Annotated in this window: 12 protein-coding genes; 7 read left to right on the top strand and 5 right to left on the bottom strand. The window is 69.2% G+C overall.

Annotated elements, in window-relative coordinates:
* Positions 1 to 76 precede the first annotated feature (76 nt).
* On the top strand, positions 77 to 631 hold the full coding sequence (locus ACRWK8_RS05250) for an ATP-binding protein (protein WP_431868673.1): 555 nt from the start codon (positions 77 to 79) through the stop codon (positions 629 to 631).
* Positions 632 to 708: 77 nt separating this feature from the next.
* On the opposite strand, the gene ACRWK8_RS05255 is transcribed toward ACRWK8_RS05250, so the two are convergent.
* The 3 genes from ACRWK8_RS05255 to cmtR all read right to left on the bottom strand — a co-directional run bounded on the left by ACRWK8_RS05255 (position 709) and on the right by cmtR (position 5,231).
* A complete protein-coding gene (locus ACRWK8_RS05255; RefSeq protein ID WP_378737386.1) occupies positions 709 to 888 on the bottom strand; it encodes a hypothetical protein in 180 nt (59 codons plus the stop codon).
* 207 nt (positions 889 to 1,095) lie between these two features.
* Positions 1,096 to 4,323, bottom strand: coding sequence for an efflux RND transporter permease subunit (locus ACRWK8_RS05260; RefSeq protein WP_431868792.1), 3,228 nt, complete (start codon positions 4,321 to 4,323; stop codon positions 1,096 to 1,098).
* A 557-nt stretch (positions 4,324 to 4,880) separates the two neighbouring features.
* Positions 4,881 to 5,231 (bottom strand): Cd(II)/Pb(II)-sensing metalloregulatory transcriptional regulator CmtR, encoded by a 351-nt coding sequence (gene cmtR / locus ACRWK8_RS05265; protein WP_378737388.1) that lies wholly within the window; start codon positions 5,229 to 5,231, stop codon positions 4,881 to 4,883.
* A 168-nt stretch (positions 5,232 to 5,399) separates the two neighbouring features.
* Here cmtR and ACRWK8_RS05270 point away from each other — a divergent pair, with 168 nt between their 5' ends.
* The 5 genes from ACRWK8_RS05270 to ACRWK8_RS05290 all read left to right on the top strand — a co-directional run bounded on the left by ACRWK8_RS05270 (position 5,400) and on the right by ACRWK8_RS05290 (position 10,257).
* Entirely contained in the window at positions 5,400 to 6,311 is a 912-nt protein-coding gene (locus ACRWK8_RS05270; RefSeq protein WP_378737390.1) for a cation diffusion facilitator family transporter, read from the top strand.
* A 282-nt stretch (positions 6,312 to 6,593) separates the two neighbouring features.
* Positions 6,594 to 7,883, top strand: a complete 1,290-nt coding sequence (locus ACRWK8_RS05275) for a TrkH family potassium uptake protein (protein WP_378737630.1) — start codon at positions 6,594 to 6,596, stop codon at positions 7,881 to 7,883.
* Between the two features lie 40 nt (positions 7,884 to 7,923).
* Entirely contained in the window at positions 7,924 to 8,595 is a 672-nt protein-coding gene (locus ACRWK8_RS05280; protein ID WP_378737392.1) for a potassium channel family protein, read from the top strand.
* A gap of 79 nt (positions 8,596 to 8,674) precedes the next feature.
* Positions 8,675 to 9,679 carry a metal ABC transporter substrate-binding protein gene (locus ACRWK8_RS05285; protein ID WP_431868677.1) on the top strand — a complete coding sequence of 335 codons (1,005 nt, stop codon included), beginning with the start codon at positions 8,675 to 8,677 and terminating at the stop codon, positions 9,677 to 9,679.
* A 344-nt stretch (positions 9,680 to 10,023) separates the two neighbouring features.
* Positions 10,024 to 10,257, top strand: a complete 234-nt coding sequence (locus ACRWK8_RS05290) for a DUF397 domain-containing protein (protein WP_378737396.1) — start codon at positions 10,024 to 10,026, stop codon at positions 10,255 to 10,257.
* A gap of 202 nt (positions 10,258 to 10,459) precedes the next feature.
* On the opposite strand, the gene ACRWK8_RS05295 is transcribed toward ACRWK8_RS05290, so the two are convergent.
* On the bottom strand, positions 10,460 to 11,296 hold the full coding sequence (locus ACRWK8_RS05295) for a helix-turn-helix domain-containing protein (protein ID WP_378737632.1): 837 nt from the start codon (positions 11,294 to 11,296) through the stop codon (positions 10,460 to 10,462).
* 266 nt (positions 11,297 to 11,562) lie between these two features.
* Positions 11,563 to 12,060, bottom strand: a complete 498-nt coding sequence (locus tag ACRWK8_RS05300; protein ID WP_378737398.1) for an ATP-binding protein — start codon at positions 12,058 to 12,060, stop codon at positions 11,563 to 11,565.
* A 319-nt stretch (positions 12,061 to 12,379) separates the two neighbouring features.
* On the opposite strand from ACRWK8_RS05300, the gene ACRWK8_RS05305 reads away from it, so the two are divergent.
* Positions 12,380 to 13,138, top strand: a complete 759-nt coding sequence (locus tag ACRWK8_RS05305; RefSeq protein WP_431868680.1) for an SDR family oxidoreductase — start codon at positions 12,380 to 12,382, stop codon at positions 13,136 to 13,138.
* The last annotated feature ends 35 nt before the right edge of the window (positions 13,139 to 13,173 follow it).

Below are 13,173 nucleotides of genomic sequence, written 5' to 3' on the forward strand. Positions count from 1 at the left end.
CGGGCATGGACGCGTCCAGGGCCAGGCGCCGTTTCGGCCCTGCCCGCGAACACACGTCCTCGGGGAGTGAACCCACTTGTGTGAGACCGCAGCCCCTCGTTCCGCGCCGACGCCACCGCTCCCTACGGCGTCGGCCCCCCTCCACCGTCCCCAACGCCCGGCCAGTCCCATGGAAGAGTCCAGCAGCGCCCCGCCCACCACCGAGTGCCGACACGTACGGCGGCGCTTCCCCGGCCTGCCCAGTCAGATCGCCTACGCGCGCAGGTTCGTCGCACGTCAGTTGGCGGTCTCGCCGGAGGTCACCACCGCGACGCTGTTGACCAGCGAACTCGCCACCAACGCCATCACGCACAGCGACTCGGGGCGTGCCACCGGGAAGTTCGAGGTGTGCGTGCGGCACGCGCCCGGATGGGCCCGGGTGGAGGTCCGCGACCTCGGCAGCACGACGGAGGCGCCCGCGCCCCAGCACCGGGACCCCTACGACACGGCCGAACACGGCCGGGGTCTGGATCTGGTGGAGGCGCTCGCCAGTAAGTGGGGGACCGAACCACGCCACGACGGCCGGGGCCGCCAGGTGTGGTTCGAGTTGGTGTGGGACGGCGACGACCGGGGATCAGACCAGCCCCGGTAGAGGGGCCGACGCGGTCCGGAGCGGGGCGTTTCCGGTCGTGAGGTCCGTGCGTCGCCGTGCCGGGGACGTGTGCGGTCCTACTCCTCGGCCGTGGTCGGAGCGGCACCCTTGGGGTCCGCGGTGGTCGCACCGGTGTCCGTGGCGGGCAGCCGGTAGCGCTCGTAGAGTTCGCGCGCGTAGTCCTTGGCCTCCTGGGAGGGCTCGTCACCGAGTTCGTCGCGGACGAGGTCGTCCAGGCTCTTCTTCGAATCATCCATGTGAGGAAGCCTGCCTGGACTGCGCGGATAGCACAAATCGACATACCGGTGACACAGAGGAAGGGCCCTGGATCCCCTGATTCACAGGGCTTCCCGGTCCGTGGACGACTTCGGGCCCCACCCGCCCCCGGTGCCTCCGGGGACACGGAGGAGGGTGCCCCGCACACGGCTCGTGCGGGACACCCTCCCGTGGTTCGGGCGCCGGAGCTAGCCTCCGGTGACCGTGTCCCGCTTCTCCGGGACCTCGCCCGCGTCGCCCTCGGTCGTCGAGCCGTCGTCGGCGGTCGGGGACTCGGCCCGGGCCCGGCGCTTGGCACGGCGCCGCTCCCGGCGGGCCGCCGCCCTGTCCTCACGGCGCTGACGGCGCACCTCCACCAGCTGGTAGAGGACCGGGACCAGGATCAGGGTGAGCAGGGTCGAGGTGACCAGGCCGCCGATCACCACGAGGGCGACCGGGGCGGACACGAAGGCGCCGCCGCCCGCCAGCCCCGTGGCCATCGGGACGAGCGCGGCGATGGTGCCGACCGCGGTCATCAGGATGGGGCGCAGGCGGTGCCGGGAGCCCTCGACGATGGCCTCGCTGAGGTCCATCCCCTTCTTCCGGTTCTGGTTGATCAGGTCCATCAGCACGATGGCGTTGGTGATCACGATGCCGATCAGCATCAGCATGCCGATCAGGGCCGCCGCGCCGATCGGGGTGCCGGTCAGCATCAGCAGACCCAGCGAACCGGTGGCGGCGAACGGGACCGAGACCAGCAGCATGAGCGGCTGCATCAGGCTCTTGAACGTCGCGACCATGATCAGGTAGCAGATGATGATCGCGGCGAGCAGCGCCAGACCCAGCTGGGCGAAGCCCTCCGTCTGGTCCTGGCTGACACCGCCGAGGCTGGCGGTGGCGCCCGAGGGCAGGTCCATGCCGTCCAGCGCCTCAGTGATCGCGAGGCTGACCCCGCCGAGGTCGGAGGCGGTGGGGTTGGCCGACACCGTGGTGCTGGTGACGCCGTCGATGCGGGTGAGCTCCGGCGGCTGCTCGACCTCGGAGACCTCGGCCACGTCGGCGAGCTCGATCTCCTGCCCGGTGGGCGTGACGATCGGCAGCTCCCTGAGCTCGGCCACGGTGCCCGGCGCGTCCTGGACCAGGACGACGACGTCCCGGCGGATGTGCTCGATGGTGGCGTCACCGACGTCGCGGCCGTTGAAGGCAGCGGAGACGGTCTGGCCGACCATGGTCTCGTCGAGACCGTACTCGGCGGCCTCCTCGCCGTCGACGTGCACCTCCAGCGCGGGCTGCGACTCGGAGATGCCGCTGGTGACGTCGTCCGCGCCGTCGATGCCGCGCAGTTCGTCCTCGATCATCCCGGCCGCCTCGACCAGGGTGTCCTGGTCCTCGGCGGTCACGCGGACCTCGATACCGGAGCCGCCCATACCGCCCGTGGAGTCCAGGCGCGGCTCGTACTCGGTGTCGAGTCCGGCGAAGGTGTCCCGCAGGACGTCGCGGTTGCGGATCTGGTCGGTGTCGGGGTCGGCGGTGATCGTGTAGTCGATCTGGTCGGCGGCACCGCCGCCCATCATCGGGTTGCCTCCGACGTTGACCTGGTAGGTCTCGATCCAGGCCATCCCGGCCAGGGCTTGCTCGACCTTGACGGCCTCGGCGTCGGCGGCCTCCAGGGACATGCCCGGTTCGAGCTCCTGGATGACCGTGTAGGTGTTCTCCTCGGCCTCGCCCAGCCAGTCCGTCTCGGAGTTGGCGGCCAGCACGGCGGTACCGGCGAAGATCGCCACCGAGGCGGCGAGCGTGACCACCGTGGCGGTCCTGCGCTTGGTGGTGATCCACCGGATGAGCGGCAGGTAGGCGCGCTGGAGCGGGGTGCGCCTCTCACGCTCGTGGGCCGCGCGCTGGATCTCCTCGCGGGTGGCGTCCCCGATCTCGGCGGGCCGCAGGAACCAGTAGCACAGGACCGGTGTGATGGTCAGGGCCACGAGCAGGGAGCCGGCCAGGGCCAGGCTGCTGGTGACCGCGAAGGGCATGAAGATCTCGCCGACCATGCCGCCGACGAACGCCAGCGGGAGGAACACGGCGATGGTGGCGAAGGACGAGGAGGCCACGGCGGTGGCGACCTCACGGACACCGTCCTTGACGGCGGTCATCCGTTCCTTGCCGTAGTCCATGTGTCTGCGGATGTTCTCCAGCACCACGATGGAGTCGTCCACCACCCGGCCGATCGCGATGGTGATCGCGGCGAGGGTGAGCATGTTCAGGGTGAACCCGAACGCCTGCATGCCGACGAAGGCCGCCAGGACCGACACCGGGATGGACACCGCCACCACGAGCGTGGAGCGGATGGACAGCATGAAGACCAGGATCACGATGACCGAGGCGACCAGGCCGTAGGCCCCGGCCTCGAACATGTCGGTGATCGAGTCGTTGATGAAGGGCGCCTGGTCGAAGACGACGCTCAGGGAGATGTCGTCACCAAGCAGGTCGGACTGCTCGTCGAGGACCTTCTGGACCCCGTCGGAGATCTCGACGGTGTTGCCGTCCGGCGTCGCCATGACCATGAGCGCGACGCTGGGGTTGCCGTCCAGACGGGCGATGGAGGAGGACTCCTCCGTCACCATCTCGACGTCGGCCACCTCGGAGAGCTGCACCGGGGAGGGCGCGGGGGCGGGCGGGGCGCCGGGCATGGCGCTCGACGGGTCCGCGCCCTGGGAGGGCCGGATCCACACGTCCTCGATGTCGTCGAGGCTGGTGAGCTGGTCACCGGTGGTGACGCTCAGGCTGCGGCCGTCCTCGTCGATGCTGCCGCCCGCCATGAGCAGGCCGCTGGCCTCCAGCCCGTCGGCCAGGTCCTGGGTGGTGATCCCGGCGTCGGAGAGCTCGTCCTCGTCCGGGGTGACCTCGACGCGCTGGTCGGGAACGCCGGAGAGGCTGGCCGAGCGGACGCCGGGGACCGACTCCAGCTCGGGGATGAGCACGTTCTCGATGGAGGAGGCCATCGACTGCTCGTCGCCGTTCTCGGTGCTGGCGGCCAGCATCATCACCGGCATCATGTCCATGCTCAGGGCCATGACGGAGGTGGAGGCGTCGTCGGGGAGCATGCCGGAGATCTGGTCGACGGCGACCTGGGTCTCGCGGACCAGGGCGTCCTGGTCACGGCCGTAGTCGAACTCCGCCATGATCTGCGCGGACCCGGTGGTGGAGGTCGAGGTGATGGTGTCGACCCCCTCCACTCCCTGGAGGGCCTGTTCGAGGGGTTCGGTGAGCTGTCCCTCGACCACCTGCGGGGTGGCGCCCTGGTACTGGGCGGAGACCATCACCATCGGCAGTGACATCTCGGGGAAGAGCTCACGCTTGGCCGACATCGCGGCGAGGACGCCGAAGAGCAGGACGGCCAGGGTGATGAGGAGGACCAGCGCCCGGTTGCCGAGCGACATGACCGAAAGCCGGTTCACGGGTTCGTCCCTTCCACCGGGTGGGCGGTGCCCCGGGTGTGGGGGTGCTCCGCGCCGAGGGCCGTTGGGGCCTGTCTGGACATGAGAGGTGCTCGCTCCTAGCTCGCCGTGTGTGGGACGGCCGGACCCGGGTGTGCCGCGTTCGCTCGTCGAGCGCGCGCTCACCGGTGCGGTCTCGGTGCCGATCCGCGAGGACGTGGGTGTGGGGGATGCGGGGTGTTCGTCCGCCTGGTACGAGGCCCGCGAGGGGCTGCGCATCCGCCGGGCGCACCACTCACCATACGTCGCGTTATATCGGAAGTTGGGCGGAACGAGGGAGGTTCAGGGATCTCTCAGGGACATGTCAGCCTTCTGTCAGGGTCCCACCCGACCAAAGTTAGGGACATCATCGGAAAGTCGGAGGTCCCCCGCCCCGAAGTGGGTCTTCGCGCACTCCGAACTCACGCACCCCTGTAACGGACATCACACGGGACGTTCTGGCCCTCCGAAACCCCCCGGAGGCGACTCGTGCCCGGCACCCGACGGCGCGGCGCGGTGACTCAGACGACCGGCGCCTGTTCCCCTGGTTCTCCCTGGGAGTCCAGGGCCGCGTGGGGCTGCGTGGTGCCCCAGACGACGCCGAGGAGGTCCTCCAGCGCGTGAGCCAGGGACGCGTCGACGAGCTCGTAGCTGACCTGGCGACCGCGCGCCTGGGTCCGCACGAGTCCGCAGTCCCGGAGGCAGGCGAGGTGGTTGGAGACGTTCTGCCTGGTGAGGCCCAACCGGTCCGCCAGTCCGGCGGGGTAGTCGGCGCCCTCCAGCAGCGCCAGGAGGAGGCGGCAGCGGGTGGGGTCGGACAGGGCGCGGCCGAGACGCTGGATCGCGGAGAGGCGCTGCTCGGAGGTCAACATGAAAATCATTGTACATCGTTTGCTGTATAGACAGCCCTCGCTGTATAAACAGTGAAGGCTGAACTGTTTGGCCGGGACACCCGGGACCGCCCCAGCAGGCGGCCCCACCGCAGCGGACCACCGCGAGGCGTGGCGACGCCACCGCTCGCCGAACCGAGGAGGCAACCCATGGGCGCGGGACACGACCACGGGCCGATCACCGCCGGAGCCGCCAACAGCAGGAGACTGGCACTGGTCCTCGGGCTGATGCTCGTCGTCGCCGTCGTCCAGGTCACCGGCGCCACCTTCAGTGGCAGCCTCGCCCTGCTCGCGGACGCCGGACACACCGTCACCGACTCCTTCGGGGTCGCCCTGGCCCTGGCCGCCGTGTGGATCGCCGCGCGCCCCGCGACGAGCAAACGGACCTTCGGGTTCCAACGCGCCGAGATCCTCGCCGCCGCCGTCAACGCGATCGTGCTGTTCGCCCTGTGCGCGTTCATCGTGGTGGAGGCGGTCGACCGGCTCCGCGACCCCGCCGAGGTGTCCGGGCTCGGCATGGTGGTGGTCGCCGCCTTCGGCCTGGTCATGAACATCGTCGCGATGCTCGTCCTGCGCTCGGGGGCCAAGGAGAGCCTCAACGTCAAGGGCGCCTACCTGGAGGTCATGAGCGACGCCCTGGCCTCGGTCGGCGTGATCGTGGGCGGCCTCATCGTGTGGCTCACCGGCTGGCAGCAGGCGGACACCCTGGTCTCGCTCGGCATCGCGGCGATCATCGTGCCCCGAGCGTGGGCCCTGCTCAAGGAGGCCGTCCACGTCCTGCTGGAGGCCACCCCCAAGGGCATGGACCTGAGCGAGGTCCGCGAGCACCTCATGAACCACCCGGCCGTCATCGACGTCCACGACCTGCACGCGTGGACCATCACCTCCGGGGTCCCCGTGATGTCCGCGCACGTGGTGGTCGCGGAGGACGACCTGCGGGACTCCGGCAGGATGCTCGACGAGCTGCACGAGTGCCTGACCGGACACTTCGACGTCGAGCACTCCACCCTCCAGCTGGAGCCGCCGGGCCACGCCGACCACGAGGGCGCCCGGCACCCCTGAGGTCTCCCGCGGCACACGGTGGGGCGACGTGCCCGGAGCGGGGGGCTTTGGCAGTATTGTTCGGGTCCCCGAGCAAGGAGTGCCCGTGTCACTCAGCGCCGATCGCCAGGCACGGCGGCGGTGAACCCACCGCCCGCGCACCGCCCTCCCAGGGCGCTGCGTCAGTTCGTACGCGGCGTGTTCTCGATGTGGGGGGCGGCGCGGAACCGGACCCCCGCGTCGGAGTGGCGTGCCCCACGCGAGTCCCGCGTCTGGCTCAAGCCCGCCCGCGTCTTCCTGCTGATGTTCGTGACCGTCGACCTCGTCGGCGCCGCCTTCCTCAGCACCCCGTGGGCCACCACGGACGGCCGGGGACTCCCCTTCGAGCAGGCCCTGTTCACCGCGACCTCCGCGCTCTCGGTGTGCGGCCTCAGCGTCGTCTCGATCGGTGACGACCTGAGCGGGTTCGGCCAGGGCGTGGTGCTGGCGCTGATGCAGGCGGGCGGCATGGGCATCATGACCCTGGCCTCGCTGCTGGGCACCGCCGTGATCCACCGGTTCGGGCTGCGCATGCAGCTGAACGTGCAGGCCGAGGTGCGCACGCTGTGGGTCGGTGACGTGCGCGGCCTGGTGAGTCGGGTCCTGACCATCTTCCTGGTCTGCCAGGGGATCACCTTCCTCCTGATCACCCCGCGCATGTGGCTCGGCTACGACCTCACCTTCGGCCAGGCGGTCTACTCCGGGTTCTTCCACGCCATCTCGTCGTTCAACAACGCCGGGCTGTCCCTCTACCCCGACAGCTTCATCCGGTTCTCCGGAGACGCGTTCGTGCTCCTCCCCATCGCGCTCTCCTCGATGCTCGGCGGCATCGGCTTCCCCGTGCTGCTGGAACTGCGCCGCCAGCTGCGCACCCCGCGCCGCTGGACCCTGCACACCAAGCTCACCGTCACCGCCACCAGCCTGCTGTTCGTCGCGGGAGCGGTGCTGGTCACCATCATGGAGTGGAACAACCCCGCCACCCTCGGCCAGCTGCACTGGTGGGCCAGACTCACCGACGGCTTCTTCGCCGGGGTGATGCCGCGCAGCGGCGGCCTCAACTCCGTGCCCACCGGCGAGATGCAGGACTCCACGCTGCTGCTGACCGTCATGCTGATGTTCGTCGGCAACGGGAGCGCGGGGACGGCGGGCGGCATCAAGGTCGCCACCCTCGCCGTCATCTTCCTGGTGGTGCTGGCGGAGGTCCGCGCGCACGACCGCGTGCACGTCTTCGGCCGCCAGCTTCCCTACGACGTGATCCGCCAGGCCCTGAGCCTGGTGTTCCTGTCCGCGACCGTGGTCGCCGTCAGTACCGTGCTCATGCTGTACGCCACCCGGTTCACCCTCATGCAGGTCCTGTTCGAGGTGGTGTCCGCCTTCGGCGTGGTGGGGCTGTCCACCGGGATCACACCCGAGCTCGCGCCGTGGAACCAGTACCTGATGGCGGTGCTCATGGTCGCCGGGCGGATCGGGCCCGTCACCTTCGTGACGGCCCTGGCCTTCCGGGACCGGCACCGCCGCTACGAGCTCGCCGAGGCCCGGCCGATCATCGGTTGAGCGGCGGCCGCACACAGCACTTCCTCGGAGGAGAGGGCACATGCCACATCGAGACAGACCCGACGACAAACGCGTGCTCGTGATCGGCCTCGGCCGGTTCGGGAGCTCGCTCGCGCTGGAACTGGTCAACCGCGGCTGGGAAGTACTCGGTCTGGACTCCAACCCCCGTCTGGTGCAGACCTACGCCGACGCGCTCACCCACACGGTGGTCGCCGACGTCACGGACGAGGAGGCGTTGAAGCAGATCGGCGCGGCGCAGTACGCGCGGGCCGTGGTGGCGATCGGCAGCCACCTGGAGGAGAGCATCCTGGCCACCTCGCTCCTGGTGGACATGGGCGTGCCCTCGATCTGGGCGAAGGCGACCAACCGCAGGCACGGGCGCATCCTGGAGCAGGTCGGTGCCGACCACGTGGTGCTGCCCGAGCACGACATGGGCGAGCGTGTGGCCCACCTCCTGTCCGGGCGGATGCTGGACTACGTGGTGCTGGACGCGGGCTTCGCGCTGGGCAAGACCCGGGCGCCGAGGTCGCTCCTGGGTCGGACCCTGCGTGAGACGCGGGTGCGCCAGCAGTACGGGATCACCGTGGTCTCGGTGAAACGAGTGGGCGCCTCCTTCACCTACGCGACCCAGGAGACCGTCCTGCACAAGGGCGACGTGATCGTGGTGGCGGGGCGCACCGACGACGTGGAGCGGTTCGCGGAGTCCACCTGAGCCGGGTTCGGGCAGGTCGGGAGGGTCTCGACATTGCAGACAAATTGACAACCGTTTTCATTTTCCCGATGATGGGTCCATGAGAACTCCCATCGCGCGAGCCGCCGCCCTCGGCGCCACCACACTCCTGATCGCCACCGGGTGCGGAACCGACGGAGGCGGGAGCGGAGGGGACGAGACCTCCCCCGCCGACGCGGACCTGACCGTCGTCACCGGGGTGTACCCCCTGGAGTGGCTGGCGCAGGAGATCGGCGGTGACGGCGTCGCCGTCGTCCAGCTCACCGAACCGGGCACCGAACCCCACGACCTGGAGCTGACCGGTCGGCAGATCGGCGAGGTCAGCGAGGCCGACATCGCCTTCTACGTCGAGGGCCTCCAGCCCGCCGTGGACGAGGCGATCGGGCAGGAGGCGGAGGAGTCCGCGCTCAACGTGGCCGACGTCGTCGAGCTCCGCCCCGCCGGCGGCGAGGAGGAGCACGCGGAGGACGACCACGGCCACGACCACGGGCACGACCACGACGAGGAGGACGGGCACACCGAGGACGACGGCCACGACCACGGTGACCTCGACCCGCACTTCTGGCTGGACGTGGAGCTCATGAAGGAGACCGCCGAGGCCCTGGCCCAGCGCATGGGCGAGGTCGACCCCGAGGGCGCCGACCGCTACCAGGAGGGCGCCGAGCGCGTCGTCAGTGAGCTCTCCACCCTCGGTGAGGCCTACCAGACCGGCCTCGCCACCTGCGAGCACCGCGAGGTGGTGGTCGGCCACACCGCCTTCACGTACCTGACCGAGCAGTACGACCTGGAGCAGATCGGGGTCAGCGGCGTGGACCCCGACAACGAGCCCTCCCCCGCACAGATCGCGGCGATCACCGACGTCGTCCGGGAGCGGGACATCACGACCATCTTCACCGAGCCGCTGATGCCCGCCGCCACCGCCGACACCATCGCGGCCGAGACCGGCGCCCGGGTGGAGGTGCTCGATCCGCTGGAGGGCGTGACCGACCGGTCGCCCGGCGACGACTACCCGTCGATCATGCTCGGCAACCTGGACGCGCTGACCGCTGCGCTCTCCTGCGAGTGAGTTCCGGAGGGTGAGCACACCCCCGAACCAGGCCCCGTCGGATGACCGACGGGGCCTTTTGCTACCACAGGGCATTCCAGCCGGAGGGTCCTTTCCAACAACGGTTCCCCGATCGTCACAAAACAGGCCAGATCTGCCAGTAAAACTACTCTGACCTGGGACGGAAGGGGGTTGGAGGGGTTTCCGAAACGCATCTCGATTACATGGCGCTTACATCCTCACAAACGCGCGGACAAGTGGCGATGGTCACGCTATGCTCGGAAGAGTGTCAGTGCTTTTGCACGTGCATCTGGCAGTGCATCCGCACGCACTCCCCCTCAGAGAGACCAAGGAGCTAGACGAACATGACCGCACACAACGGCATCCGCGCGACCGAGCTGATCGAGGCCTCCTGGCAGAAGGCCAAGCGCAGCAACTCACAGGGCGCCTGCGTGGAGATGGCCCGCCTCACCGACGGTTCGATCGCCATGCGCAACTCGCGCTTCCCGACCGGACCGGCCCTGGTCTACACCCAGGAGGAGATCGACTGCCTCATCCTGGGCGCCAAGGACGGCGACTTCGACAACCTGCTCAGCTAGGACGTGTTCCGCCGCACCTGATCGGCGCGCCCCGGGGCGGTGCGTCAACCACGGCCTGGTTCGCCTCACCCTTGCTCTCTCCCAGGCCGCAGGGGCTCCATGAACACCGAAGGGCTCCGTCCGGCGTGGACGGAGCCCTTCACACGTGTGCGGACCGGTCAGGCGGGGCGCCTCCGGTCGGGGGACGGCTGTGGTCCCGGGGTCAGTTGCCTTCGAGGTCCTTCAACATGTCCTTGAGCAGGGAGAGGGTCTCGTCGGGAGTGGCCGCGGAGACGCTGAGCCGGGTCATGGCCTTGGTGTAGGCCTCCACCGTGGCGGGCTTGTCGATGACCTCGCCGTCGGTGAGCTGTTCGAGGTAGACGATGTCGGAGAGCTCGAACTCGGAGTAGCGCAGCAGCGTGAAGGAACCGGCCTCCGCGGCGTGCGCGCCCACCTCGAAGGGGATGATCTGGAGGGTGACGTTCTCGTGGTTCTCACAGAGGTGGATCAGGTGACGGAGCTGGCCGGCCATGATCTCCGGCCCGCGCTCCCTGCCCCCGATGGGACGGCGCACGGCCGCCTCGTCGAGGATGATCCACATCTTCTTCCCGGCTTCCAGGTGCTTCTGTCTGGTGAGTCTGGCCTGGATGCGCTGCTCGGTCACCATGTCCGTGTCCACGCCGCCCGAGATGATCTCGCGGGCGTACTCCTCGGTCTGGAGCAGGCCGGGAACGAACTGTGACTCGTAGATCCTGATCTGGTCGGCGGCCTCCTCGAAGCCCACGTAGCGGATGAACCACTTGTGGAGGGCGTCGCCGTACTCCTTCCACCAACCGGGCTTGTTGGATTCGGCGGCCAGTTCGCGGAATTGCTTGAGCAGCTTCCGGTCCGTGACGCCGTACAACTTCAGGAGGTCCTCGATATCACGGGTCTTGAATCCGACCCGGCCGAGTTCCATGCGGCTGATCTTGGAGGCGGAGGCGCGAATCTTCTCGCCAGCGGCCTCTCGCGTGAGACCGCTGCGCTCCCGATGCTTCCTCAGCTGGTGCCCGAGGAGCATGCGACGCACGGTGGGTCCACTCCCCTGACGCAATTGAGCGATATCCACCTTCGCCGCCTCTCTGTCATTCTCCGAACAAGGGTATCGGGTCGACCGAACCCCTTTGCCGCGCGGTCCGGACACTACACGTACACGATATAGCCCGTACCCCGCGGCACCCACGGATCCGGTCCCGTCGACCCCTCCGAGACGACGGACCGCTGGGTGGGCCCCCTCCGGGGCCAGCCAAGCGGCCGGTGCCCGGGAAGGGGGCCCATGTCATCGACTCACACGAATTGCGCCCAAACGAACTTTCCGCCGGGCGGCGTGGGAATCACTCCCCACTCTCGCGCGAAAGCGCTCACCAGGGCAAGCCCTCTGCCCCCCTCCATGCTCGGCTCCGCTTCCCTTCTGCGGGGCAAGCGATCTCCGCCGTCACGAACGGCACAGATGAATTCTCCGCCGCTGCGCATGAGGGACAGCTGAATACCGGCTTCGCCCTGCCTGGTCAAGGCCAGGGGACCACCGTGGCGTACCGCATTGGTGACCAATTCGGAAACAACCACCGCCACATCACCGGACAAGTACTCCATCCGCCATTCGAGGAGCAGAGCCGCGGAAATCTCCCGGGCGGCCGCGACCGCCCGGGGACGGGGCTCGAAGGTCCACGTGACGGCGTCGTGCCGGTCACCGCAGACCGGGGTGTTCCAACGGCGCGAGCCGTGGGTCAGGACCCTGAGCCACCAGGCGCCGGTCGGCTTCGCCACCGCCTCCGCACACTCCATGCCCCTCAACTCCTCACTGACGCTTCGCGCGCCGGGCCGCCGACGAAAGGGAGGGCCCGTGCCGGTGCACGACCCGAATGCACGTGCATCTCGGTGTTGCAGGCAATCGTAGGCCACGCCCCGACAAAGTGCAGGCAAACGCGGACACGAACCCGAAAGGATTACCGGCACGCAGGTGGGAGGTATGGAACAGCTGTCGCGGAAGCGTTACCTGAGCGTTTCGCAAGTGCGGCGTAACCACCACCCGGGCACGTACCGACCGGTAGGCATGCGGATAGGATTCCTCCGCGCCCAGCACACGAATTACGGAGGTAACACCATGTCCCCAACGCCTCGTGTGGCGATCGTGACCGGCGCGGCCCGCGGCATCGGCGCCGCGACCGCCGAGCGTCTGGCCCGTGAGGGCCGCGCCGTGGCCGTCCTGGACCTCGGGGAGGCCGACGCCCAGCAGGTCGCGGACCGGATCACGGAGGCCGGAGGCACGGCCGTCGCGGTGGGCTGCGACGTCTCCGACGAGGACCAGGTCTCCACGGCGGTGGACACCGTCGCCGAACGGCTCGGCCCGCCCGCGATCCTGGTCAACAACGCGGGCGTGCTCCGCGACAACCTGCTGTTCAGGATGTCGGCCGACGACTGGGACACCGTGCTCGGCGTCCACCTGCGCGGATCATTCCTGATGAGCCGGGCCGCCCAGGCGCACATGACCTCGGCCGGGTGGGGCCGGATCGTCAACCTGTCCAGCTCGTCCGCCCTGGGCAACCGGGGCCAGGCCAACTACTCGGCGGCCAAGGCCGGGCTCCAGGGATTCACCAAGACCCTCGCCATCGAGCTGGGCAAGTTCGGCGTCACCTGCAACGCGGTCGCCCCCGGCTTCGTCGAGACCGCGATGACCCGGGCCACCGCCGAGCGGATCGGTATCGACTACGACGACATGAAGGCCTTCAAGTCGGCCGAGATCCCGGTCCAGCGGGTCGGCTACCCGGAGGACATCGCCAACGCCGTCGCCTTCTTCACCGGAGAGGACGCCGGTTTCGTGTCCGGTCAGGTCCTCTACGTGGCGGGCGGCCCCCTCGACTGACCGGGCCCCGGACGGTGCCGTCGAGCGCCGAAGGG

This window comes from Nocardiopsis eucommiae, assembly GCF_965344335.1.
Taxonomy (GTDB): Bacteria; Actinomycetota; Actinomycetes; order Streptosporangiales; family Streptosporangiaceae; genus Nocardiopsis; species Nocardiopsis eucommiae.